General features: G+C 56.6%; 15 protein-coding genes. 6 read left to right on the forward strand and 9 right to left on the reverse strand.

The features are described from left to right. Positions 1-260: 260 nt before the first annotated feature. The 8 genes from ACWFUC_RS13545 to ACWFUC_RS13580 all read right to left on the reverse strand — a co-directional run bounded on the left by ACWFUC_RS13545 (position 261) and on the right by ACWFUC_RS13580 (position 16769). Positions 261-1730, reverse strand: coding sequence for a TolC family protein (locus tag ACWFUC_RS13545; RefSeq protein ID WP_489625169.1), 1470 nt, complete (start codon positions 1728-1730; stop codon positions 261-263). Further along, positions 1720-3141, reverse strand: a complete 1422-nt coding sequence (locus tag ACWFUC_RS13550; RefSeq protein ID WP_489625170.1) for an HlyD family type I secretion periplasmic adaptor subunit — start codon at positions 3139-3141, stop codon at positions 1720-1722. The genes ACWFUC_RS13545 and ACWFUC_RS13550 overlap by 11 nt, the downstream gene beginning before the upstream one ends. Positions 3142-3154: 13 nt before the next feature. After that, a complete protein-coding gene (locus ACWFUC_RS13555) occupies positions 3155-5287 on the reverse strand; it encodes a type I secretion system permease/ATPase (RefSeq protein WP_489625171.1) in 2133 nt (710 codons plus the stop codon). A gap of 153 nt (positions 5288-5440) precedes the next feature. Then, entirely contained in the window at positions 5441-13900 is an 8460-nt protein-coding gene (locus ACWFUC_RS13560) for a beta strand repeat-containing protein (RefSeq protein ID WP_489637198.1), read from the reverse strand. 15 nt (positions 13901-13915) lie between these two features. After that, on the reverse strand, positions 13916-14902 hold the full coding sequence (locus ACWFUC_RS13565) for a hypothetical protein (protein WP_489625173.1): 987 nt from the start codon (positions 14900-14902) through the stop codon (positions 13916-13918). Between the two features lie 94 nt (positions 14903-14996). Then, positions 14997-15488 (reverse strand): GNAT family N-acetyltransferase, encoded by a 492-nt coding sequence (locus ACWFUC_RS13570; protein ID WP_489625174.1) that lies wholly within the window; start codon positions 15486-15488, stop codon positions 14997-14999. Next, positions 15481-16125, reverse strand: a complete 645-nt coding sequence (locus ACWFUC_RS13575; protein ID WP_489625175.1) for a DUF6817 domain-containing protein — start codon at positions 16123-16125, stop codon at positions 15481-15483. The genes ACWFUC_RS13570 and ACWFUC_RS13575 overlap by 8 nt, the downstream gene beginning before the upstream one ends. Then, on the reverse strand, positions 16122-16769 hold the full coding sequence (locus tag ACWFUC_RS13580) for a 2OG-Fe(II) oxygenase (RefSeq protein WP_489625176.1): 648 nt from the start codon (positions 16767-16769) through the stop codon (positions 16122-16124). Before ACWFUC_RS13580 ends, ACWFUC_RS13575 begins: the two co-directional genes overlap by 4 nt. 1252 nt (positions 16770-18021) lie before the next feature. On the opposite strand from ACWFUC_RS13580, the gene ACWFUC_RS13585 reads away from it, so the two are divergent. From ACWFUC_RS13585 to ACWFUC_RS13605, 5 genes are all read left to right on the forward strand, one after another. Then, on the forward strand, positions 18022-19089 hold the full coding sequence (locus ACWFUC_RS13585) for an ABC transporter substrate-binding protein (protein ID WP_039787515.1): 1068 nt from the start codon (positions 18022-18024) through the stop codon (positions 19087-19089). 91 nt (positions 19090-19180) lie between these two features. Further along, positions 19181-20701, forward strand: coding sequence for a sugar ABC transporter ATP-binding protein (locus ACWFUC_RS13590; RefSeq protein WP_489625177.1), 1521 nt, complete (start codon positions 19181-19183; stop codon positions 20699-20701). Further along, positions 20698-21672 carry an ABC transporter permease gene (locus ACWFUC_RS13595; RefSeq protein ID WP_489625178.1) on the forward strand — a complete coding sequence of 325 codons (975 nt, stop codon included), beginning with the start codon at positions 20698-20700 and terminating at the stop codon, positions 21670-21672. The genes ACWFUC_RS13590 and ACWFUC_RS13595 overlap by 4 nt, the downstream gene beginning before the upstream one ends. After that, positions 21669-22631 carry an ABC transporter permease gene (locus ACWFUC_RS13600; RefSeq protein ID WP_489625179.1) on the forward strand — a complete coding sequence of 321 codons (963 nt, stop codon included), beginning with the start codon at positions 21669-21671 and terminating at the stop codon, positions 22629-22631. The genes ACWFUC_RS13595 and ACWFUC_RS13600 overlap by 4 nt, the downstream gene beginning before the upstream one ends. A 35-nt stretch (positions 22632-22666) precedes the next feature. Beyond that, the gene (locus ACWFUC_RS13605; protein ID WP_489625180.1) at positions 22667-23584 is read left to right on the forward strand and encodes an SMP-30/gluconolactonase/LRE family protein; all 918 of its coding nucleotides are present in this window, start codon (positions 22667-22669) and stop codon (positions 23582-23584) included. Positions 23585-23608: 24 nt separating this feature from the next. Here the strand turns inward: ACWFUC_RS13605 and ACWFUC_RS13610 are convergent, their stop codons facing one another. After that, the gene (locus ACWFUC_RS13610; RefSeq protein WP_489625181.1) at positions 23609-24499 is read right to left on the reverse strand and encodes a DMT family transporter; all 891 of its coding nucleotides are present in this window, start codon (positions 24497-24499) and stop codon (positions 23609-23611) included. Positions 24500-24669: 170 nt separating this feature from the next. Between ACWFUC_RS13610 and ACWFUC_RS13615 the strand changes: the two genes are divergently transcribed. After that, positions 24670-25482 (forward strand): AraC family transcriptional regulator, encoded by an 813-nt coding sequence (locus ACWFUC_RS13615; protein WP_489625182.1) that lies wholly within the window; start codon positions 24670-24672, stop codon positions 25480-25482. The last annotated feature ends 37 nt before the right edge of the window (positions 25483-25519 follow it).

Genomic DNA, 25519 nt, shown 5'->3' on the forward strand with positions numbered 1-25519 from the left:
TAGGGACGTTAATTCTGAAGTCCATTGAACGAGCGTCTTGGAAAAAGAACATTAGCCAAAGAGAAAAAAGCACATGCCAAGTATGCTTGCCACGAGGGGAAATTTGATTAAAGTACATTCGTTCGTCTTTCAGTTCCGGAGTTGATGTGATATTCGGAGTGGATCGCGAAGACCGTGATTATTTTCATAACGCAGACTGTAGAGCTGGCGTTTTTCACCACCCGCAGCAATCTCTACCCAAGTGGACTCTGGGCAGATAATTATTCGCCGGCTCTAAGACTCCGCATGCCTATACGCCCTAACGCAGCTGCAAGTTGCAAGCGCGCCGTACGCCAATCAGCCAAAGCTTGAACCCGCTGCTTGCGCGCAGTCGCTAGAGCTGATTGAGTACTGAGTAACTCAATCACATTGCCCACGCCTGACAGATAGCGATGTAGGGCGGCGTCATATGATCTTTGTGCGATGTCCAGCAGAGACGCGCTATTTCCGATGTTTTCCGTGGCAGTGCGTAAGGCTTGCTCACTGGACCAAACATTTGACGCCACCTTACGCTGAGCCTCTTCCAAGGTGACTTTCGCGAGTTCAGCTTGGGCCTGAGCTTGCCTTACTTGGTAGGTGCGATTGAAGCCATCAAAGATTGGCACATTCACTTGAATGCCGATATATTTCTCGCTGGCCCAGGCTGGCAGTCCCGGTTGCCCTATCGAAGGACTGACTGGTTGATTATTCCAACTGTATTTCCCGATCATGCTGACGTTCGGCAGCCCCTCGGCCTTTGCCTGGTCAGCCTTGGCTAACGCAGCTTTCCATTGCGCAAACGCTGTCCTCACGCTCGGATGGTCTTCCTTCGCTTGGGCAATCAGCTCGTCCAATGAGCGAGCGAAGTCCGAGACAGGCATGATCATTTCCTCGATGTCCGGAAATTGAATATCCGCGCGGGGATCCATATCCATGTCAGACATTAACGCACCGACTGCGATGAGCCAATCCCCGTGCGCTTTGGTACGGCTGAATACAGCCTGCGCATATACCGTCTGCGCCTGGAGCTGGTCACTGATCGGCGCAATTCCCTTGTCAACCCGGCCGCTTGCAGCTGCAAGACTTTGCTTGGAGATATTCTCTATATCAGTGGATGCCGCCAGGCTCGCGAAAGCGGCCTGCGCTGCGTAAAAGTCCTTGGCGACGTTCATGAATGTCTCCTGCAAGACTTGATCATGGTTAGTCTGGGCAGCCGCCAAAAGCTGTTCAGCATTTTCTAGCGCGGCACCACGCGCGCCAAAATCATAGAGAATCCAATTCAATGAAGCGCTATAGGCACGCTCAGTCGCTTTTTGCTGAGAACTGAGGGTAGGGAAGCCTTCCACGGTGGTTGCATTGTCGTTGCGGGTCTTTTGCCAGGAACCGGTCAATGTAGGCAAGAACGGGGCCTTCGCAATCCCTACGGCGGCAGTCTGAACTTTGATGGACGTCCATGCTTCGCGCGTCTTCGGGTTGTTGCACAGTGCTCGCTCCAGCGCTTCACCGAGCTCCAGCGTCGTTCCAAGCGCCTCGAATTCACAGGCATCCCTCTTCTCGATGCCTTCCAGCATAGCTCCCGAGGGTTCGGGAGGAACCGCCAGATCGGTACGAAATATATCGATCGCCTTGACAACGGCCGGTTGCGATAGCAGAACCACACTCAAGACAAAAAGACAGAGCCAATTCAGCCTTACAGTACGTTCAACGTTCACGCATGCTCTCCTGCGCTGTCTGCACCAGCGGATCAAGGAAATAGTGCGCTACGCTGCGCGTACCGGTCTTGATTTCGGCTGTCACTTCCATCCCGGAAGTCAAATTGACCCATTTGTCATGGATACGTATCTTGTTGCTGGGCAGCTGAATACGCGCTGGGAAAGCAAGTCCGAGCTTCTTGTCTTGTACCGCGTCGTTGGAAACCGAGACGACTGTTCCTGTCAGGTAGCCATATTGGGTATAAGGGAAGGCTTCCAGCTTGACCACCGCCTGCTGCCCAGCCTTGACGAAACCAATGTCCTTATTTTCGACACTGACCTCTACCTCTACGCCATCGTCAGGAACAATCACCATCACCTGCTGAGCGGCTGAAGCGACGCCGCCCAAGGTGTGGATAGCCAATTGCTGGACGGTACCTGCCACAGGTGAAGTTAGACGCATGAGATTTTGGCGTGTCTGTGCTTTGGTCTCATTGTTTGCGTTTTGGGTGAACTGCTGACTGGCCTTGTCCAGGAAATCGAGCTGCTCGCGACGGAACTGCGAGTTCAAGGCCGATATTTCCGCCCTTTGTTGCTGTATTGCCGCGTTGAGCTGGTGCGCATGACTGCGCAATGCTGCCAGTTCATGCTCTTGCCCCAACGCGGTCTGCTCCTTGTCGAGATAGTCGTTTTTGGCGACATACTTATCCGCCAACAGCGCTTGATAGTTATTGGCTTGCTGGCGAGCCAATGGCGCGGTTGCCTCCAGCTTCGCAATTTCCTTGTTGGTGTTATCCAGTTCGGCGACCCGCTTGGCCAGTTCAGCCTGGGCGCTGGCGGATTTGTCTTGATATTCACGATAAAAGCCATCGGCAAAATGCTGGGCTTGTCGCTGATCTTCCTCCGGGGCACCAGCCACGATCGCCACCTTGGGCGACTGCTGGGTCCTCTGTGCATCTAGCAGGGCCTGGGATCTAGCCATCGCTAACTGAGCGCTGATTTTTGCGGAACGCGCATTGTCGGCGTCTGCGGCAGCCTGCGTCGGATCCAATTCCATCAGTACCGCCCCCGCGGCAACGCGCTGGCCGTCATGTACCCAGATATGCCGAACCACGCCGGTAATAGCTGGTTGGATGATCTTTACCCGGGCATCCGGCAAAAGTTTTCCCTTGGACGAAGCGACGATATCCAGTTGGCCAAACAAAGCAATGGCGACCACTATCATTGCCAACAACACGATGATTCGCATGGTCCATCGAGGTGCTGGATGCGCGGGTGTTTCGACTAGTTCGAGATTCGATGGGAGAAATGCCAGCTCGTGCGAAAGTCGGTACTTGCCATCAAGCTGCCGGCGGATCGACCATGCAGTCCTGAATACAGAGTGATAGCGGTGAGCCAGATCTGCTATTGCAGTGAGATGAGGAAATCGCATGTAGGAAGGCCAATCAACTATTCTGCAAGGAAACCAGATGCGCGTAATATCCCGCCTGCGCGATAAGCTGATCGTGACTTCCGCTCTCCACGATAGCGCCCTTGTCCATCGCAATGATGCAATCCGCGTGTCGAACAGCCGTCAGTCGATGGGCAATGATGATGACGGTCCGTCCTTGGCACATCGCGCGCATATTTTGCTGAACAATTCGCTCAGTTTCGAAGTCGAGCGCACTGGTGGCCTCGTCAAAAATCAGGATGCGTGGGTTGCTGACCAGGGCACGCGCAATTGCGATACGTTGACGCTGCCCTCCGGACAACCCCGACCCGTGTTCGCCCACAATCGTGTCATAACCTTGCGGCAACTCCAGAATAAAGTCATGAGCACCGGCAAGTGTGGCGGCGTGGATGACCTGTTCCAGTGGAATGCCCGCGTCCGTGACGGCAATGTTGTCTCGGATCGAGCGATTGAAAAGGACGTTTTCCTGCAGCACGACACCGATCTGGCGTCGCAGCCATGCCGGGTCGGCCAGAGCAAGGTCAATGCCGTCTACGCGTACTCGTCCATGCTCCGGGACATATAGCCGCTGCAGCAGTTTGGTCAGTGTGCTCTTGCCTGAGCCCGAGCGGCCAACGATCCCGATGACCTGGCCCGGCTGGATATGGAGGGAAACTCCATTGAGGATAGGTGGGCCATCCGGACGGTAGCGAAAGCGGATGTCCTCGAAGCTGACATCGCCTTTGATGGGCGGTAGTGCCTGTCGGCTCTGGGGAAGTTCATTCCGGGTATTGAGGATGTCTCCAAGACGCCGCATTGACAGCCCGACCTGCTGAAAGTCCTGCCACAGCTGGGCCAACCGCAGTACAGGGGCGGCGACTCGCTGCGACATCATGTTAAAGGCAATCAACTGACCGACCGACAGTTTTCCATCGATGACCAGCTTCGCACCGAAATACAAAGTCAGTAGCGTGACGAGCTTGCCGATGAATTGAATAAGCTGTTGCCCCAGGTTGCCCAGGGAGCTAACGCGAAATCCAGCTGCCACATAAGCAGAGAGCTGATCATCCCAGCGCCGTATGAACTGCGGCTCGACCGCCATCGACTTGACCGTCTCAGCGCTGGACACCGCTTCCACCAGAAAGGACTGGTTGTCGGCGCTGCGGGCAAATTTTTCATTGAGACGGGTCCGCAATGCAGGGTTGATCGCTGCCGAGATGACCGCATACATCGGCAAAGAAATGACCACAATCAATGTGAGCCAGACGCTGTAGAAACACATTACACCGATGAAGATCACTGAAAAGATCAAGTCCAGTACAGCGGTCAGCGCCTGACCGGTCAGAAAGTTGCGAATATTCTCCAGCTCGCGCACCCGGGCCACCGTATCACCCACGCGCCTGGCTGCGAAATAACTGAGAGGTAGCGTAAGAAGATGTCGAAAAAGTCGAGCCCCTAGCTCGACGTCAATACGATTGGTCGTGTGAGAGAAAACGTAGTTTCGCAATCCGGTCAGGAGGATCTCGAAGATAGCGCTCACCAGCAATGCGAAGCAGACGACGTTCAAGGTACTAAAGGCTCGGTTGACAAGCACCTTGTCCATAACGACTTGAAACATCAGGGGAGAAACCAGGCCAAACAGTTGCAGCACGGCTGAGACAGCGAACACCTCCAGCAGCAACCGGCGGTATTTGACGACTGCGGGAATGAACCACGAGAAGTCGAAGCGCGCGAGTTCACCTGCCAGCGAAGCGCGGGAGGCAAACAGCAGCATGCGTCCCAGGCTACGTTCCATCACTTCACTGGCTGGAACCTGTCGGGGAGAGCTCTCGTTGGCCTCTAGGATCAACGCCTTTTCCGCATCTCCGCCTGCGAGGATGAAGTGCTGACCGCTTTTGCACAACACAAGGGCGGGAAACGGCGTAGTGGATATGCGGTCGGATGCCAGCTTTACGCTACGGGCTTTTAAGCCGATGGAGCGGGCAGCCAATACCAGATCCGGTTCTTTTGCCGCTCCGTTGACAATGGCGAAGTGATGGCGGATCTGCTCCAGATCCGCAGCGATGCCATGAAAGCGCGCAATCAGTACAAGCGCAGCGAGACCGGGATCGCGCTCGGCCCCCAATGGCGGTAAGACGGTTTGTTGCATGAATTCCCTACCTCAACGCGTAGAGCGGACGGGACCTCATTTGGGATGAGGTCCCAGTTCTGCTTACGGCATGAAACAGCTCGGACAACCTTGTATTAAGCCAGTCTAGTCGACAGCGGGCTCGTGATACCCGACCCGCTGCCACCGTTTCGGTTAATGCCTACTGGAAGCCAAAAGAGGTTCAATTGCTGACTGTTCGGCAGCGGTATAGCTGGTCTGTCCGGGGGCGGGTGGTGAAAACGCTGCCATTGCCTGAACCAGGTTAGCGACGGTCGCGTCATCAATGGTGGCCCCGTCCGCCGTAGTGATGCTGCTAGCCGCACTACCGTAGAACCAGTTGGTCAATTTGACGCTCTCATTTGAGCCCAGCACCGTGATGTCCAGATCACCGTTTTGCTGCTGGAACCAAAGCTGAGAAGCATTGGCCGTGGTCAAGGTGATGTTGTCCAGCCCGCTCCAGTTATTGATGACATACTGCCCCGAACCCAGTTGGTAATCCTGCGTGCTGCCACTTGAACTGACCGTATCGGCACCGTTACCCAGGATCAGAATATCGCTGCCCGCGCTTCCATTCAGATTGATCGTATTGTTACCATTACCGACCGAAAGAACATTGATGCCGTTGCCAAGGTCGACAACGTTGTTCCCGTTACCCAGGCTAATCTTGTTATTACCATCGCCCAGAGAGACGGTGCTATTGCCATTTCCAAGGCTGACCTGATTATTGCCTGAGCCGCCATAGACTTGATCGTTGCCATTGCCGGCAGAAACCTGGTCGTTACCATTACCAAGGTAGATGTTGTCAGCACCATCGCCCAGGGTAATGGTGTCGGCTCCGTTGCCAACGGTGATGCTGCTGGTGCTGGTCGAGATATCTTGCGCCCGAATACTGTCTTTACCGTCGCCAAGCGTGATAGTTAGGCTACCGCTGCCCAATGAAAGTGTGTCGTCTCCCTGCCCGAGGGAGATCTGGTCGTTGCCGTTCCCAGCGACCACCGTCTTGCTGACCCCAGCATTCTCACTACCCTTGAGCGTGTTGTTGCCGTTGCCCAGGGTGAGCTGGTCCAGGCCTTGATCGAGAACGACAGAATTGTTTCCGTTGCCTATATTGACTTGATTACGTCCTGCGCCCAATGCGAAATCATTATTTCCATCGCCACCGGTAAGAGTATTGATACCACTGCCGACTGACACATAGTTATTGCCGTCCCCGACCTGAACCTGATCGTTACCATTTCCCAGCATGATCGTGTTGGTGACATAAGAGATATCGGAAGTCGTGACTTTGTCATTGCCATTGCCAAGCTGGACGTAGTTGACTCCGTTACCTAACGCAACCAGATCATTGCCGTCGTCACCGATGACCGTGTTATTGCCATTGCCGGCCTTGAATCCAGCATTGGCAGTGCCGAAACCGACATCGTAGTTGCTGTTATCGAACACAAACTCGGTCGTTCCCGCGCCGCTGGATTGGGCATTGAGAACTTTTACCGAACCACCGGCAGCCCACGAAGGGGAACCAACAATTACGTCCTGCCCGCTGACTGTGTAGTTGACGATGCCACCATTGGAACCAGCATCAAAGGTAACTTGATCAAATCCTCCATTGTTGGCCAGCGCATTGTTGCCCACACCAAAACGGATCAGATTATTTCCAGTTCCATTGACGATGCTGTTATCGCCGTTGCCAAAGGAAAGCGTGTTATTTCCGTTGCCGACGGTGACCTGGTTACTACCGTCGCCCAACGTGACCTGACTGTTGCCATTACCCAGGCTCAAGGTTTCGCTGGCATTGAGGCCGGTAATGTTGTCGTTACCGTTTCCAGCGCGAATTTGATAGCTGCTCGCGTCCAGCGAGACCGTGTCATTGCCGTTTCCAAGCACATATCGGCCTAGCGCCGACGAAGGTGTAGCGCTTGCGCCAACGACTCGCACACTGCCATTGCTCAAGGACTCATTGATCTGGATGTCGTTGCCGAGATTGACAAAGTTCACGGTGTCGGCAGGAACATTTTGTTCCAGCAGCAGTGTGTCATTGCCATTCCAGTTCGTCACGACATCAGTACCGGTGCCTACAGTGACTTGATTTGTCCCTGAACCGATCGCAATTCGATTGTTACCGTTGCCGACGGTGATTACATCATTCCCGTTGCCGGCATTGACGAGGTTGTTACCATCGCCTGTGGTAATGAGATCCGTACCATCGCCGACGCTGATCGTATTGTTGCCATTGCCTGACGATACAGAATCAGCGCCATTACCCAAGGAAATGGCATTGGCTTGATTGTTTTGGGAGAGATCGATTTGTACCTGACCGTCGCCCAATGTGATATTCGCAACCCCGCTGGCCAGACCATTGATAACAGCATTGGCCCGACCGCCCGTAACGATACTATTGCCTGCTCCCAGAAGCACCGATTCGTTACCGTCTCCAAGCTGGTAGGTGTCATTGCCGCTACCACCGATGAAGCTATCAGCACCTGCAGCAGCAATGAGCGTGTCATTACCAGCGTTGGCTTGGACCGTGTCGCCTGCGCCATTACCTGTCAGGATCAAATCAGCTGCCCCCGTCCCTACCAGATTTTGCACGTGGAGACCGGCGGTATAGTTCACGCTGGTTTGAACGGTGTTGATCCCGCCAGCCTGTGCTTGCACGATATCGTTGACATTATTGACGACGAAGGTGTCGCTACCGGCTCCACCAATCAGCGTACTGACACCAGTACCCGCGATGAGTGTGTCATTGGCGTCGTTGGCGGTGATGGTCGTGCCATCTTGCGCACCTCCACGCAGGATTACCGCCGCATTACCAGTGCCGATCAGATTTTGAACGTTGTCCGGCAGGCTGTAACTGACGCTCGTCTTGACCGTGGCAATACCGGAGTTGGCAGTCTCTTGGACCACCGAGGCAGTGTTACTCACAACGAATGTGTCATTACCGCCACCACCGATCATCTGGGCGGCACCACCGCTATCGGCTAGCGTATCGTTGCCGCTGCCACCGATCAGTGTGTCGGCTGCGCCGTTGCCGATTAATTGATCACCGGCGTTATTCGCGGTAAGCGTCAATGCCTTGTCTCCGGTGCCCCAGAGAATTTGCTGGTTAGCACCCAAGGTCCAGTTGACACTGGATTTGACTGTATTGATGCCAACCGCCGTTGTTCCTGATGGAGCTGCGACTGTAATGGTATCGAGCGTATTCGTGACAACAAAAGTGTTGCTACCCGTCCCGGCACTCATGTCAGCCCTGCCGCCGCCATCCATGAAAATATTGCTCCCGTTCCCGGCGATCAATTCGTCATAACCAGCGCCGCCGACGAGTGTATTGGCACCATCGCGCGCGGATACCAGGCTATTGCCATTACCAGCATACAAGACGTTGTTGCCTTGCCCGGCCATGATGATGTCATTGCCTCCGCCACCGGTAACCAGATTATTGCCACCTCCGACAATCACGGTTTGTGGCCCTGCCCCCAACAGGATAGTGTTGTCGCCGTTGCCGGCGACAATCAGGTCAGCACCAGAACCGGTTTGAATCGTGTTATTGCCATCTCCCACCTTGATGAGATCATTCCCCGTTCCGGTGATAACGACGTTGTTACCGTTTCCTGCACTGATATTGTTGTCTCCAACATGGCCCAACACCAGATTATTTCCGTCGCCTACAGTGATCGGCTGAGCCAGCGAGCCTTGACTCAGCTGTGTAACTCGCGTTCCTCCGTTGCCATCCGACACAAGCACGTTGTTCGAGAACGGCAGCGTCACCTCTGCCATGTTTTCGACCGTCCCGTTCGCATAGGTGAACGTCGCCATTTCGTGGATGACTACGCCTTCATTGAGTGAGAATGACGGTTGTGCGTTGAAATTGATGGAAGTGATGCCCAACTGAGACAAGGTCTCGAATTCTCCTGCTTCGGATACCCCATCTCCGTTGGCATCGACCCATACCCCAAGCCGAGACCAGATCGCGCTGGAGCTGTCGAGCTTAGACGCGCCACCAGCGAGGATCTGCAAAGCTTGCAAGTCACTGGTAGCGCCAGCTACCTGGTTGTAGAAATTGATCTGGCTGCTATCCCGGACGCTGCCATCACCATATTTGTCGTAGGCAAGTACACCGTTTCCGCCGTTAAACCAAGCTGTTTGGTGACGCAATCCATCAGCTGCTTGCTCGAAGAATACGTTCGAGTCATTCACGGAGGAGAAATGGAAGCCATTGCCTCTAAGATCGAGAATCAGCGGATCCCCGCCGTCACCACCGTCGCCGTCTCCACCGCCGTCACCACCGCCGGAATCTGAGTCTGAATCAGAGTCGTCAGATTCGCCACCGCCATCTACACCGCCGTCCGATGGCGGTGGCGCAGGCGATGGTAATGGGACTGATATCGTGTACTGCGCAGCGCCACCCAGCGGATCACGGACCTGAACCACAAACGCGTCCGTTCCGCCGATAGCGTTAGTGGGTGAAAACGACCAGTCACCGTTGGCATCGATCGAGGCCGTACCATATCGCGCCTGGTCAATGACACTCCAGGTCAACGCGCTGGCCGGGAAGTCCTTGTCCGTGACGGACAAAGTCCCTGCATCAGGATTTTGCTGATAGCCAACGGCTGTCGAGCGGTATGAATACCCCCCACCACCATTAGAATCACCGAAGCCCGAGCCCGGTTGAAATATCGGCAGATACGAGACGTTTCCAGCACTGTCTTGGGTATATTCATATCCGTAGATGGGGATTGGCTGCAAGGTGTCGCCCGTGATAATAGGCGGATGGTCGACTTGCGCTACATCGACCTGTACGTGGGCCGTAGCCGTTCCATATGCACCGGCATCGATGGTGTAGTCAAATCCTGCCGTGCCAGAGTAGCCGGTCGTGGGTGTAAAAGTGACGGTCCCGTTCTGGGCGTTATAGGTCACCGTTCCGCCCTGGGAATTTTGAACACTTTGCAGCTGCAGAATGGCGTTAGGAGCATTGCTCACGCTGTCGGTATCAAGCAGGCCTTGAACCGAGCTGCCATTGCCTCGCACCTGGATCACTGCGGGTACATCTTCGTCGGTAGCAAAACTCACTTCATTGGCCTGAACACTGGAGAGGTCATTGAGACGGGTGACTTCCAAGGTGACTTGTCCGTCGGTAGTGGTCAGTTGTATTCCGTTCGGCGCAGGCGTATAGCTGGTTCCCAGGGTATCGGCCTGCAAGCTGAGCGTGCCCATTTCATGCACGCTGCCATCATTTCTTGTATAGGTCCCTAAACGATAATTCAAACTGGCGATGCCCAAGCTGGCCAAGCTATGGTAGTTCGCTGAGGTCATCTGCCCAGTGCCCTGCGCATCGATCCAAACGCCTAACTGGGCAAACACCGGATCTGTCGCGTTGATCACCCCATCTCCATTGGCATCATAGGTTGTCAAGCTGGCGATCCCGCGATAGCCGGCGGCAACCTTGCTGTCGCTGAACATTTCCTCGCCATTGTCGATGGACCCGTCCAAGTTTTCGTCCAAGACCAAGAACCCGTCCGTTTTGTTCAACCAGGAGGTTCGATGGAGATATTGTGTATCAGCTGTACCGATCAAATTGGCGTCGAGATTATCAGTACCATCAACGTTAAATTGGATGTTGCTGGATGCCAGGGATGTGGTCGAGAGACCACCGCCGAAATCCAATGCGATCGGGTTCCATTCCTCCACCGAAGAACCGCTGCCTGCTGCCGATGCCAGTTCTCCCAGATTAGCTGCACGTTGTGTTTCCGTCAGTCCTGCATTGGACAATCCTGCAGCCGCCTGCATTTCTGCAGTTTGCACTTCCCATTCTGGGGCGATGGCCTGACGCGCAAGAGCGTTGTTCGCATAGTACTGGTTGAGTGTCTGGAAATAGGCATTGTTCCCGTCGTAGCTGCTACCAAAAGCGACGTTACCATTGGTATCGTAGTAAAGATCCGGATTGATCGACTGGCCCGTTACAGCATCGACGGTATTGACCTGAAACTGATTGTTGTTGAAAGAAATGCTGCCGAGTCGCTCCGGAATGATGCCCAGCTGCAGCCCGGGTTGGCCGAGACTGTTGTATTGATTAGCGACGTTTTGCAAGCCGCCAATCAAATTGCTCAATACGTTGCGGGCCACCGTGTCGCCCCCTTGGTCTCCCACCGTATCGATCTTAATCGTGGTAGTAGCTCCATTCCAGGATGCGGAGGCATTCCCCCACGGTGGTGGCGGATCATCACCGAAGATGTCGTCAAATATGGAGCCAACGACGCTGCCGATCGCCGCACCGATTGGGCCTCCCATTGCGAAACCGATACCGGTGGCGATTGCACCAACATAGTCGCCATGTTCCAGATCGACAGCGATAGTCAGGTACGGAGCAATCTCCCCTGCGTCCGAGACAAATGTGGCAGTTTGAGAGGAAATTGCATTGTCTGCCGCCGCCGCTTGTAAAGCCGTGATCTGCGTCCCATCGGCGGCTAGGCTTGCGCTATAGCCCAATGCACTTACATAGGTATTTCCTGCGACTGAAATCAAATTTACAGTATCGGCTGCAGCCGCCAGACCGTCCCCAGACTTGACTGCTTGTTCCAGGCCGACCAAAGTAGTAACGATGCTTGCCGCATTGCTGGCCATGTTCAATGACCACACCCCACTATGTTCAACGTCATTTGCCAAGTGCAAACCTGAAGCAACGAGCGGAAGAGGTTGGCCATTTTTTATCGCCTGGACAATCGCAAACTCATCTCCCAGAACGGATACTGCGTTACCCAAATTTGCAAGAGCCGCCTGGCTGAGCAATGTAGTGGTAACGCCTTGGCTATTAGTGACGTTTACCGTCAAGGCCCCATTGGGATTGTCGGGTGAGGCAGACTGTATCAGTGAATCCTGGTAGCTTTTATCAACAGGGTTCAGCTCCCGTTGGCCAGTAGAGAGGATTTCTCCATTGGCGTCCCTATTGACGATATTGTAAAGATTGGGCACGACCTGCCCAAAAGTCGGGCTATCGACAACGGTATCAATTGCTTGAGAAATGGTACTCGTATTCGAGACATTTCCGGATGCATCATAAATGGTGATGTTCCTGACATTCAGATCATTGGAATCTGGATAGTCAGTTCGTGTCGTAGAAATAGGAGAGCTATCCGTCGCAGGAGCAACGGCGATGTTCGTCTTTAAACTTCCGGAGCCATCCCGGACATTCATCACGCTCCCATCGGCACTGACCGACACCTGCGCACCACCGGCCCCCAAGCTAACCGACAAGACAGCTCCAGGGCTACCAAACTGCAGAGTACTATTGCTGCTCGACTCGGCGATTTGCAGAGTGGCGCCGGGCGCGACGCTAAAGATGTTATCGCTCCCGGTGAAAATCGCAGAGGCGCCCTGATTCAGGGTAACGCTAGCACCATTGATGGCGCTCACAATACCTTGCCCTGAAACTATCGCAGAAACCGAACTGACTGCTCCGGAAAAGGTGTTGTAATTCGTGGTTGTCTGAATCGAACCGCTGCCACTAACGAGTACGGACACCTTGCTCGCGCCTGTCAAGCTGACCGTAGAAACACCGTTCTCTCCTACCAGAATGACGTTGCTTCCATCCTGGTATACCTTGACATCACCACTCAGATTGGAGAGTTCTTCCTTGACTGAGGAAGCCAATAGCGATTTGGCGCTGACACCGGAATCACTTGTAGGTCCTGATGAGTCGGGATAAATGGAAGACGCGATGGTGGATGCATAGTCACCAAGCGCAGTGGCATCGCTATCAGACATATGGAAATAAGATAGTGCTTTGTTGGCAACTAGAGTCGCCCCCAAAGCTATCGCCAAGTCTTCTGATACAAAGCCAAGAACTACTACTGAGGTAACAGGATTATCCTGCACAATATTGGCGACGACTTTTCCAAAAATTGCGCTCCCGATGAGCGATGAGCCTGAAGAAGGACCAAAATTTTGAAACCCCTGGAGAAAAGCATTAACGGCAGCTTTCCCATTTTCGCTGCTTAGTCCGACTGTTGATCCGATGTTCTCAACGGTATCAGCCATGGCACGTGCTGTATTTGTCACGAATTGGCTGAGGCGACTGGGATCACTCGATATGTATTGTCCAACAGTCGTTGGAACGACCGAGTTCGACGGCGTAAATGTTTGGTTCCAATAATAGAATGCCCCGCCCCAGGAGCCGATGCTCATTTTCCCGATGTCAGTAGCAGCTTGAATATCTGCCGTGAGCTGGGCGGAGAAGGGAGGAATTTGATTACCCGCACCTCCTTGGCTTGGATCACCTTTGATTATGCTTTGATAGACGTTTAGACCAATGTTGTTCGTCATGTTCACGATAGTGGAATCAATACTGCTCTGACCACTTAGTGCGATCCTGTCGATATCATTAATAAAAAAAGCGGATGCGGATGAAAACTGCCCGGCGTTAATCCCTTGATTAATCTGCGAAGCCTGTTGAAACCAATATAGCTGTGCGGGAGTCCACCCCGAGATTTGGTTTGACGACATTGCATTAGCAATTATCGAGTACATCTCATTGTAACGACCCGCATCACCTGCTATTTTTATTTGAGCCATTACAGAAGAGGGAATGGCAAGGTAGTTTCCAGTAGTTGCGTCAGCCATAATGGTTGATTCCGGTTAGTTTTTGACGATGTTCCATTCGCGAAACCTTTCCCATATTCCGGAATCGATTTCTTTCCATTGAGAGAAATGCTTCATACTTGCTACCCACCACATGGTGACACCACCATATTGAGGTGAGAAATAGTGCGCCTCCATGTTATTGAAGGGACTATTTTCTTCATAAAGAGGAGAGGTGGTCTGCAACAATATGTACTCCCCGGACTGCTTATCTTTTAAGCCATAGCAATAGCGCTTGTTATCCTTCGTCACCAGTTTCATTTCGGTTTCAGGTGGAAGTCCGTAACATCTAAGTCCATATTTTTCTTCGTAGTGCAAAAGATCGATACGCGGATAATCTCCACTCGAGAGCCTTTTAAATGCCGTTGGAGGAAAATCGGCTACCGAGTCGGGAATCCTCGGAATTGCTCTGTCCTCGTTTGCATTCACGCCAATGACCCGAATCAGACTGTCGTCAAAAGAAACGCCATCTTTCGTTAATTCGAAATTCTGAAGCGTGAATCCACTCATGTCGGGCATATGCATAAACACGCTGAAGAAAGTGTTCGTAGGTAGCGCATTAAAAACGGCTGGGTCGCTGTAATTCTCTTCACGGGGGTAAGGTGGCCTCCAGAACTCTCTGTACTCCTCCGGAACAGCTAAAACCAAGTGCTCATTTAGCTTCACCGGCATACTCTTTCCGGTCCATTTTTTGACAAAATCACTATTGGGATCAGCAATCTCACCGGCCCTCAATGGCAACCGTGTCCGCACCGAAAACCTGGATAAATCCATGTTGGGAGTCGCTTTAATTTTCGGCGATGTGTCTTCTATAGCCTGTGACTCAGTCTCATCGTGACACGCAGTCACCATGCAAGCAGTGAGCAAAAGCGATGTAATCACCAAGACACGTTCTATGATTTTTTTCATCATTTTTCCCTGCCAACTTGATTCAGAAAGCACTTCTTCTACCGAGCCTGACATCACAACGAATGGAACACGCACCTCGATTTCCACTGTGTGAACTACCTATGAAGAATCAGGAAAATCTAGAGAACGGCTCTAAGAAAAATTCCGGCACATCGCAGCAACGAAATTTTCATTGGCGATCCGTCCACATCGAATGCAGCCCACCTACCGGCTTCATCCCCAGCTTCCCCAGCCACTTCCCGCTATATGTCGGATCACCAGCAAAAGCGTTAGCCAGCAATAGTTCTGATACTTGTCGATTGTTCGCCCAACGGCGCAGTCCTGCCATCATCTTCATGGCCACTGGCGTCCCGCGATATCGTGCAAGGACATAAAGGTAGTCAATATGTGCAACGAAGTCGCTACTGAACGGAAGTGCCACGGCATATGCCCACAACACGCCGATCACCTCTTGTGTATCGCCCTGAGCCGATGTCTCCTGATGGGTACGAATAGCTACGATCACGCAGTGTTGCTTGTTACTGATTGCGGCCTCCAAGCTATTCCATAGACGAGTTGCGTTGAATTGCATCCACGCATAGCGGCTTTGCACGTGCAGCTTCCTGCCGAAGTCGACCAGTAAGGGAATATCTTCGATTCGTGCAAACCGTACCTCACTCATCTCTGCCTCCGCAGATGAGCACGGTGGAAGGTATCAGAACGGGTGGCTTGGTGTTCATTCGCAGTTGGGCGGACAGCGTGTTCTTGAGGGCTGCTTGCGCCCCCGAACTCAATACGCCCAACTTCTCGATCCCCAGAAAAAACAGCTGGCGCAACGCAGGACTATGACTTCCCTGCTCAAGCAGATTGGCCACTTCTATCTCTGCCAGCGAAATCCAATCGGGCCCTACCACACTCCCAAGCATTGATGCTGGATTCGCAGCCGAGTGATCGCGTCCCTGATGAATGGCGGCAATGATCGCTGCTGGTCTATCGACGTGACAAAAGTCCCATGCCAGACTTTCCGCCTCGTATCCGATGACGCCACGCAGCAGAGGGCGATCTCGCTCAGACAAGCTCTCATGGCGGAACGCATTCGTTCCATAGATACTGTGGAAGAGGCCACCTAGGCATACGCTTGAAGAATTTCCCCAAGCACGCAGGAGTTCATGCGTTCCGACCAGATGATCGAGCAGAGTTCTTCCGCTATGCGGACGTTGCATTGCACCGCATTGGCGCAACAACGACATGACCTCATTGGATAAACCGCTAATGTCAGGTAGCACCGAAGAGCCGTTGATGACTGGAGATACGCTCATCTTCCACCTTCGCCGGTCAGTCCAGCCAGTGGGTTTGCGTTACCAACTGACTGCGCCTGACGCTGCGTCTTTATCACTATCGATACCCGCAGCTCATTGCAGTCCCGGCTGGGTGCGCGAGCGCAGTGTGGGACAGCGCCATGGAAGGTCACAGCGCGCCCCGGGCGAGGAAACACGCTGGTTAATATGTCGCTCTCGTCGCGGTTGTAGAACACGGTCTCCCCCGACCAATTCTGGTGCCAGACCGGATGTGCGTAGTAGACGGTCGAAAAATAGTTTTCCGTATCGGTATTGTCTTGATGCACATAGCCTTCGATGCCGAAGGTATGACTGTTCATGTAGACCCGCACAGGTTCATGCCCTCTTAGGGGCCCTGCCTGAAGAATCTTAAACAAAGCATAGATTGCAGAATAGGCGGGCTGTGCAGCCAACTCGGGCTCGCAGTTAATACGCGCAGCACCGTCTCCGCCCGCGACATGTGCGTGCCAGTAGCAATAACGATCTCGCCTAGTGTTAGAACGCCATCCATATTTCCAGATAGGTTGCCGAATCATCTCCGATAAAGCGTGCTGTAGTTGAGCCGGCACAAAATCATCGGTGACCAAAAGTGGTCCCAGATGCGTTGGGAAAGACTTGATCTCCATCTCAGCACCTATTTAGAAATTTTTATATCGTTGTACTGGTTAGAAGAAGCTGCTCAGAAAGAACCGAGTCGTTAACACTCCACCCAGCCCCGTTTAAAGCAGTTTCGCTATCGGATTTCCACCTGGCAGCCATCCCGACTACCGACTAACAATGCCAAGCCACATCAGCTCAGCAGCTCCTGTCAGACGGGAAATTAAGTTTTGTAAGATTTTGACGTGATTTCGGATTTGATACCTGACCAACTACTGACCAAATACTGACGAATAGCTGTCGGCGCCGGCCATTAACTCTTCGCCAGGGTTCGTTAGGAAATGTTTTACATTCAAGGCCCGAAAAATGTAATAAAAAATTACTCTAAGTGTTTGAAAAATATAATATTTTTCTTCGCATCAAGTTTCGACGACGCCGAAAGCGCTCAAGACATAGAAATATATAGTTACGCGATCTTTACTGGCTTTTGCACTCGGCGTGTCACGCAAAGTCCGAAAGGACGAGACGGATAGCACCATTTCGTCAGCTCATTGAAAGCGCCGCGCCCTCTGGCCTTGTTCAGGTTTTTAGTGGGTCATTACATGCCGTCATTCATGACCTCATTGGTGATGAAGACGGGGGAAGAGATGCGGATGGATTTGGATGGTTTGCAGGAGCTTGCCCTGTTGACGGACAACATCGGGCCATACCTGCTGGCCAGCCTCGATGTACAAGGCCGTGTTCAATGCAGGGTGCGGGTCATTCCCGGATTCTCCGTTTGCTGGAGTTATCTGCGGTAGTGCCTTTCGCCCTCCCGGAGCTCCAGCAACTCTTCGCCACCTTCAGTCCTCGATCAAACGGACCATTCAAAAGAAGATCTGCCCGAACTGGATGTCTCCGGATTAACGGTGGCGCAATGAAATGAATGTTCTTTCTCAGCAGCGCCCACCAGCGCTCCCGGACGCGTGAAATGCCGATATGAAGCTCTGCACCCCGATAGCAGCCCGACAAAGTCAGAAAATTCATATCCCGCTTCATCTCAAATCCTCACAACTCCCGCAGTCCACCCATCCTGCGAGAACCAATCCCCCAAAAACCCACTCCTAGCTCAGCGTCCGGCCATGTGGTCTGACCATTTGACATCCCTGACCCTGCTCTCTAGAATAAATCGTCATACAAGTTGACCTCTGAACGACGAGGCCATCGTTTCATATAAGAAGAAATTGCAGCAATACGCGGACGTTCAACAAGTCCGCTTTGATAGCCAACAACGGAGACAATATGAACGCATTGGTACGACGCCGTGGCGTCGGGCTGCATCTCGCGGCCATCGCAGCCACTTCGGCCACCCTCATCCTCGGCGCCGGCCACGCCAACGCGCAGGTCGCCACCGGCGATACCTCGCAAGCCAAGATCGCCCTGTCCAACAACTACGCGGCCAATGCCTGGCGTCAGTCCATGCTCAAGACCTGGGCCGCGACCGCCGACGATGCCGTCAAACGCAAGCTGGTGGCCGCCGCCCCCGCTTTCACCACTTCCGAAAACCAGCCCACCGAACAGGCCCAGCAGATCCAGAACCTGATCCTGCAAGGCTACAAGGCCATCGTGGTCGATGCCGCTTCGCCCACGGCCCTCAACGGCACCATCAAGAAAGCCTGCGCCGCCGGCGTGGTGGTGGTCTCCTATGACGGCGTGGTCACCGAACCCTGTGCCTATCGCGTCACCTTCGACTTCCGCAAGATGGGCGAACGCCAGGTCGACTACCTCGCCGAGCGTCTCAACGGCAAGGGCAACATCCTCGAAATCCGCGGCCTGGCCGGGGTGTCGGTCGATGGTGAAATCCACGCCGGCATCATGGACGGCCTCAAGAAGCATCCGGGCCTCAAGATCGTCGGCTCCGTCAACGGCGACTGGGCGCAGACCGTGGCCCAGAAGGCCGTGGCCGGCATTCTGCCGACCCTGCCCAAGGTCGATGGCGTGGTCACCCAGGGCGGCGATGGCTTCGGCGTGGCGCAAGCCTTCAAGGCCGCCAATCGCGAACTGCCCATCATCATCCTCGGCAACCGCGAGGACGAACTGCAATGGTGGAAGACCCAGATCCCCAGCGGCTACAAGACCTATTCCGCTTCCAATCCGCCCGGCGCAGTGACGGTGGCCTTCTGGGTGGCGCAGCAGGTGCTGGCCGGCAAGAAGATCCCCAAGGACGTCGATATCGTGGCACCGCTGCTCTACCTGACCGCGGAACAACTGCCGGATGCGCTGGCCAAGACGCCGCAGGGCGGGGTGGCCGATATCGGCTTCTCCCAGGCCGATACCGTCAAGCTGCTCGATACGCCGAAGTCCAAGTAAGTCCTGTCCCATCCCCGCGCAGACCGCCTCAATGAAGGTGGCGCGCGGGCCATGGGCGCATCCACTGCCTCAAGAACACAGGTGATCCAGCGTGAACGCCAGCCATCCCCCCTCGGCCGCCTTGTGCAGCCTGTCGCATATCCGCAAGTCCTTTGGTCCCGTCAAGGCGCTGCAAGATGTGAGCGTGGACATCCAGCCCGGTGAATGCTGGGGCCTGGTCGGTCACAACGGCGCGGGCAAGTCCACCCTCATGAACGTGCTGGCCGGCGTGCTGCCCGGTGACGACGGCCAGATCATCATCGACGGTCAGGCGCGCCAGAACTACACCACGCAGGCCGCCTACCGGCTGGGCGTGCGTTGCGTCTTCCAGGAATTGTCCCTGTGCCAGAACCTCAATGTGGCCGAAAACCTCTGCGTGTTTCATCCGCAGCTCAAGGGCTGGGGCTGGCGGCGCCGGGCGCGCAAGCTGGTGACGGAGAAGCTCGATGACATCTTCCCCGGCCATGGCATCGATCCCGATCGCATCGTCGGCGAACTCAGCATCACCCAGCGCCAGATGGTGGAAATCGCTTGCGCCTTCACGGTGGTCGATGCGCCGGTGCGCCTGCTGATCCTCGATGAACCGACCTCCAGTCTCGATGCGCAAACGGCAGCGCGGCTGACAGCCTACATCCGCCGGCGTCTTGAAGACGGTATGAGCCTGGTCTTCATCTCGCACATGCTGGGCGAGATCTTTGACTGCTGCAATCGCATTGCCGTCATGCGCGATGGACAGCTGGTCTTGCAGGATCACACCGCCCATCTCACGCGTGATGCGCTGGTCCACGCCATGGGCCACGCCGACCAGAAGCAGATCGAGCGTCAGGCCGAACAGCAGGCGCAGCAGGAATCGGAGTCCGCAGACGTGCAAAGCCAGCAACTGCTGGAAGTGAAACTGCCGGCAGCGTCACCGGTCGGTGCACTGGGCGTGCGCCGTGGCCAGGTGGTCGGATTGTCCGGGCTGGCAGGGCAGGGGCAGACCGAGATGCTGATCCGGCTCTTCGAGCAATATCGCGGCAAGATGCGGGTGGCCTTCGTGGCCGGGGATCGCGCGCGCGATGGCAACTTCCCGCTGTGGAGCATCCTGCGCAACCTGAGCATCCGCGAGCTGCCGCATCTGGCGCGCGGCGGCGTGATCGATCGTGCCGCCGAAGCCGAACTGGGCCGCCAGTGGCATGAACGTGTGGCGATCCGTACGCCGGACCTGTCCAACAATATCCTCTCGCTGTCCGGTGGCAACCAGCAGAAGGTGCTGTTTGCGCGGGCCTTGTCGTCGGATGCGGAACTGATCCTGATGGACGATCCCATGCGCGGCGTCGACTTCGGCACCAAGGTCGACATGTATCGCCTGATCCGCGCAGAAGCGGCGCGCGGCCGCAGCTTCGTCTGGTACACCACCGAGAACGACGAGCTCGAATACTGCGATGCGACCTACGTCTTCTACCAGCAGCGGGTCACCCTGAAACTGGCCCGCCATGAACTCTCGGAGGAACGCATCATCGCCGCGTCCTTCGGCAACGTGCGCGCCGATGGCGCCACCGTCACACCCCCACTCGAAGGAGCCCGCGCATGACTACGCTTGCCCGCACCCCCGTGCGCGCGCGCCACGGCCTGCTGTCGCGCCACGAGATCCAGACCCTGCTGCTGCCCATGGCCACGCTGGCCGTGGTGCTGGCACCGATCTTCTGGATCAATCCCAATACGATGAGTTATTTCGGGCTGGGTCTGCTGCTGAATCTGGCCGTGCCGATGATCCTGGCCAGCATGGCGCAGCTGTGCATCATTGCCGTCAATGACCTGGATCTGTCCATCGGTGCCTTCATCAGCCTGGTCTCCTGCATCGCCGTGACCTGGTTGCCGGAGCGTCCGCTGCTGGGCGTGGCGGCGTTGATTGCCTGCCTGCTGCTGTACGCGGCCATCGGCGCGCTGGTGGAATTGTTCGATCTGCCGTCCATCGTGGTAACGCTGGGCCTGTCCTTCGTCTGGGGCGGATGGGCGCTGATCCTGCTGCCCATGCCGGGCGGTGCCACGCCGCAATGGATACAGGATGTGATGAACCTGGCCATTCCGGTGGTGCCCACGCCCATCGTCTATGCAGTCGTCATCGCGCTGTGCGGACACTGGTTCCTGATGCGTTCCTCGCTGGGCGTGCGGCTGCGCGGTGCCGGCGGCAATCCCAAGGCCATCGTGCGCAGCGGCGGTTCGGTGGTGCGCGCCAAGGCGCTGATGTACGGGCTGGCCGGCGTGCTGGGCATTCTCTCTGCACTGACGCTGGTCGGCATCACTACTTCGGCCGATGCCAATATTGCGCAGCGCTACACGCTGATCTCGATTGCCGCCGTGATCCTGGGCGGCGGCAGCTTCATCGGCGGCAAGGTCTCGCCCATCGGTGCCACGCTGGGGGCCATCACGCTGGGGATTGCGGCCTCGTTCCTGTCCTTCCTCAACATCGCGCCGAAGTGGCAGATCGGCTTGCAGGGCGCGATCCTGATCATCGTGTTGTCGATGCGCATCCTGCTGTCGGCACGGGGAGAACGTCAATGAGCGCCGCGCGTGCAACGATGGGGGCCGCGCTGCAACAGCGGCCCTGGGTCTGGTCCTTCATGGGGGCGGCCTTGCTGTGGCTGGCCACGCTGGCGGTGGCCGGGCCGGAGGCGGCGTTCAATATCGGCTTGTCTGCGTTTTCTTTCGGGGCGCTGATGGTGCTGGTGGGCCTGGGGCAGATGCTGGTGGTGACCACCGGGCCAGGCAACATCGATCTCTCCATTCCGTCCACCATCGCGCTGGCCGGGGCGCTGGGCTTGCGTACCATGGGCGGCGAGGATGGCGGCATCCTGCTCGGGCTGCTGGTCACGCTCGGGGTGGGTGTCGGCATCGGGCTGGCCAATTATCTGCTGATCCGTCTGCTGCAGATTCCGCCCATCATTGCCACCATGTCCTCGTCCTTCATCCTGCAGTCGCTGGCGATTCATGTCGGGCAGGGCCTCAAAATCACGCCACCGCAATTGCTGGCCAGCTTCGCGACCGGATGGCTGGTGCACCTTCCGCAACTGGCCTGGCTGGTGCTGGCCGTGGCGCTGGGGCTGGCCTGGATACTGGGGCGCACGCTGTTCGGCCGCTTCCTCTCGGCAGTCGGCCAGAATGCCCGTGCAGCCTGGCTGGCGGGCATCGGCGTGGAACGCATCCGCTGCCTGTGCTACGTGCTGTGCGCGGTCTTTGCGGCGCTGTGCGCCTTGCTCATCGCCGGGTTCTCGGGCGGTGCCTCGCTCGACATGGGCAATGAATACCTGTTGATGTCGGTGGCCGTGGTGGTCATCGGCGGCACCAGCGTCACCGGTGGCCGGCCCAGCGTGGCCGGGATCTGGGGCGCGGCGCTGTTCCTGTATTTCACCAATACGCTGTTGAACGTGGTGGGCCTGTCGGCGGGCGAACGCTCGGTGCTGTCGGGGCTCATCATCATCGCCGTGATCGTCTGTTCCGGCCGCCGCCGCCAGTATCGCTGAGGCGTCAGCGTCAATTACACCGAAAAGGAGAACGCATGTCCTTGCCCGATACCCCCTTCCAGCATCTCGATCCGCGCTTTCGCCGCATGGTCATCGACACCGCCCAGGTCGATCGTCTCTACCACGGCTGCCGCTGGGCCGAAGGCCCGGTGTGGCTGCCGGCCACGCAGGAACTGATCTGGAGCGACATCCCCAACAATCGCCTGATGCGCTGGTCCGAGGGCGCAGGGGCGGGCGTATTTCGCGAGCCCTCCAACTTCAACAACGGCAATACGCTGGACCGTGAAGGCCGCATCGTCGGCTGCCTGCACGGTGGCCGCGCCGTGGTCCGCACCGAACACGATGGCAGCATCACCACGCTGGCCTCGCACTGGCAGGGCAAGCGTCTCAATTCGCCCAATGACGTGGTGGTCAAGTCCGATGGCTCGATCTGGTTCACCGATCCGGATTACGGCATCAACAGCGATTACGAAGGCTATCAGGCCGAGAGCGAAATCGGTGCGTGCAATGTCTATCGCATCGATGGCGACAGCGGTGACATCAGCATCGTCAGCAGCGACCTGGAGCGCCCCAATGGGCTGGCGTTCTCCACCGATGAAAGCCGCCTCTACATCGCCGATACCGGCCTCACGCACCGTGCGGGCGGGCCGCATCACATCCGCGTATTCGATGTGGTGGAGGGCGCCACGCTCAAGGGCGGCGAGGTGTTTGCAACCATCGATCCGGGGCTGGCCGATGGTTTCCGGCTCGATGCCCAGGGCAACATCTGGACCTCGGCCGGCGATGGCGTGCATTGCTATGCGCCGGATGGCACCTTGCTGGGCAAGATTTTGATTCCGGAAGTGGTGTCCAATGTGGTCTTCGGCGGGCCGCGCGGCAATCGCCTCTTCATCACCGCCACCACCTCGCTGTATGCGGTGTATCTGGCGGTCAACGGGGCCGTGCGGCCCTGAGCGGCCGCAGGCGCGCCGTCTGCATCAGTCGCCCGGTGTGCGCACCGGGCGTTTCTTTTTCATGGTCACGCCCAGTCCGGCGACGATGGCCACGGCACCCGTCATCATCGACACCGACAGCGTCTCGCCCAGGATCCACGCCGAGGCCAGTACGCCGAACAGCGGCGAAAGCGCATTGAGCATGAGCGCTTTCACGCCCAGCCGCGCTACCACCCAGTTGAACATGGCCACGCTGACGATGCTCACCAGCACGCCCTGGTAGGCGCTCTGCAGCAGCAGTGCCGAGGCCGGCTTGCTGAAAGTCTGCGTGCCCAGCCACGGCAGCGCCAGCAGCATGCAGGCCAGCGACAGCACTTGCGTCAGCGCCACCGCATCCAGGGGCGCAATCTTCCAGGCGCGATTGAGCATCAGGTAACTCGACCACATCAGCGCCGACAGCACAAACAGCAGATCGCCGCGCCACGCGCCATCGGGAGCCAGTCCGCCGCTGGCGAGGATGCCATTGAGCGCCACCAGTACCAGTCCGGCAAGCAGCAGTAGCACGCCCCACAGGGAGATGCGTTCGCGCTGCCCGAGGGCGAAGCGGCTGATCGCCATGCCGAACAGCGGCGTCAGGGCCGGATGGATCAGCGCGCCATGTGAAGCCGGCGCGTAGTTCACGCCCGCCACCAGCACCAGGCTGAACAAGGGGCCCGACAGCAGGAACAGCACCAGCCCGCGCCCCCAGCCGACACCGCAGGCCTGCCAGAGCCCGCGCCGCCAGGCAAAGGGCAGGATCAGCAGGCCGCTGGTGAGAAAGCGCATCAAGGTCGCATCCAGGGGCGTTAGCCCTTGCTGCAAGCCGTAGCGCGAGATCACGGGCTGTAGGCCCCAGATGAGCGCGACCAGGATGCCGGAGAGGAGGGGAGGAGGCATGGCGAAATCGTTGGATGAAAACCGTACAGTAGGGCAGGGCCGGTTGACTGACTTTCGTACTTGGGTCAAGAATGTTTGAATTTACGCCAAGCTGCGAGGCAAGCTTCGTGGTGGCGGAGTTTCCATCATCGGTGCGTCATCTTTGCATGTACGCCAAGTGAGACCAGACCATGCGCAAGCCTTCTCCCTCCCGTTCCCCGCTGCCCATCGACCGGGTGGACCGCATCGCGCGCCCGGTGGTGGCCGCCGGCGCCGATTACGCGCGCGATTCGCTGCAGGCTTGGCACAGCCATCGCCGGGCGCAGTTGCTGTTCGGGCTGGGGGGACTGATGCAGGTGGTGACGCAGGATGGGGCCTGGGTGGTGCCGCCGCAGCACGCGGTGTGGATTCCTTCCGGGCGCGAGCACCAGAGCCGCATGCTCTTGCCGGTGACGACCTGCAGCGCCTTCGTCGAGCCCGAACATGCGCCGCGCGCCGCGCGGACCTGCCAGGTGCTGGAGGTGCATCCACTGCTGCGCGAGCTGCTGATCGAAGCCACCCGCATCGATCCGCATTACGCACCCGATAGCCGCGAGGAGGCGCTGATGCACCTGCTGCTCAAGGAGATCGCCCGCGCCCGCGAGATTCCCATGTACGTGCCGCTGCCGCAGGAGGAGAAGCTGGGGGCGCTGTGTCGCGACTTCATGCGATCGCCCTCGATCCGCGCGCGCCCGGCCGAGTGGGCCGAACAATTGCACATGAGCGAGCGCAGCTTCACCCGCAGATTCCTGGCGCAGACCGGCATGGGCTTCCAGCAATGGCGGCTGCGCGCCTGCATCGTCAATGCGATCTCGCGGCTGGCGCTGGGACATTCGGTGACGGCGATTGCCTACGACCTCGGCTACGAACAGCCGGCGACCTTCTCGACCATGTTCAAACGCATGACGGGGCAGGTCCCCTCCGCCCATGTGGCGGCTCTGGCGGCGCATCGTGGCAACCCGTGAGCCGCTTGTTAGGTAAATTACTTCATATTCTGGCTCA

It is taken from the genome of Herbaspirillum sp. Her4, from assembly GCF_057961335.1.

Excerpts from the sequence above, each read along its gene's own strand:
- ACWFUC_RS13600 (WP_489625179.1), top strand. The coding sequence starts at position 21,669 with ATGAGCGCCGCGCGTGCAACGATGGGGGCCGCGCTGCAACAGCGGCCC.
- ACWFUC_RS13610 (WP_489625181.1), bottom strand. The coding sequence starts at position 24,499 with ATGCCTCCTCCCCTCCTCTCCGGCATCCTGGTCGCGCTCATCTGGGGC.
- ACWFUC_RS13595 (WP_489625178.1), top strand. The coding sequence starts at position 20,698 with ATGACTACGCTTGCCCGCACCCCCGTGCGCGCGCGCCACGGCCTGCTG.
- ACWFUC_RS13585 (WP_039787515.1), top strand. The coding sequence starts at position 18,022 with ATGAACGCATTGGTACGACGCCGTGGCGTCGGGCTGCATCTCGCGGCC.
- ACWFUC_RS13615 (WP_489625182.1), top strand. The coding sequence starts at position 24,670 with ATGCGCAAGCCTTCTCCCTCCCGTTCCCCGCTGCCCATCGACCGGGTG.
- ACWFUC_RS13575 (WP_489625175.1), bottom strand. The coding sequence starts at position 16,125 with ATGAGCGTATCTCCAGTCATCAACGGCTCTTCGGTGCTACCTGACATT.
- ACWFUC_RS13550 (WP_489625170.1), bottom strand. The coding sequence starts at position 3,141 with ATGCGATTTCCTCATCTCACTGCAATAGCAGATCTGGCTCACCGCTAT.
- ACWFUC_RS13605 (WP_489625180.1), top strand. The coding sequence starts at position 22,667 with ATGTCCTTGCCCGATACCCCCTTCCAGCATCTCGATCCGCGCTTTCGC.
- ACWFUC_RS13570 (WP_489625174.1), bottom strand. The coding sequence starts at position 15,488 with ATGAGTGAGGTACGGTTTGCACGAATCGAAGATATTCCCTTACTGGTC.
- ACWFUC_RS13560 (WP_489637198.1), bottom strand. The coding sequence starts at position 13,900 with ATGGCTGACGCAACTACTGGAAACTACCTTGCCATTCCCTCTTCTGTA.
- ACWFUC_RS13580 (WP_489625176.1), bottom strand. The coding sequence starts at position 16,769 with ATGGAGATCAAGTCTTTCCCAACGCATCTGGGACCACTTTTGGTCACC.
- ACWFUC_RS13555 (WP_489625171.1), bottom strand. The coding sequence starts at position 5,287 with ATGCAACAAACCGTCTTACCGCCATTGGGGGCCGAGCGCGATCCCGGT.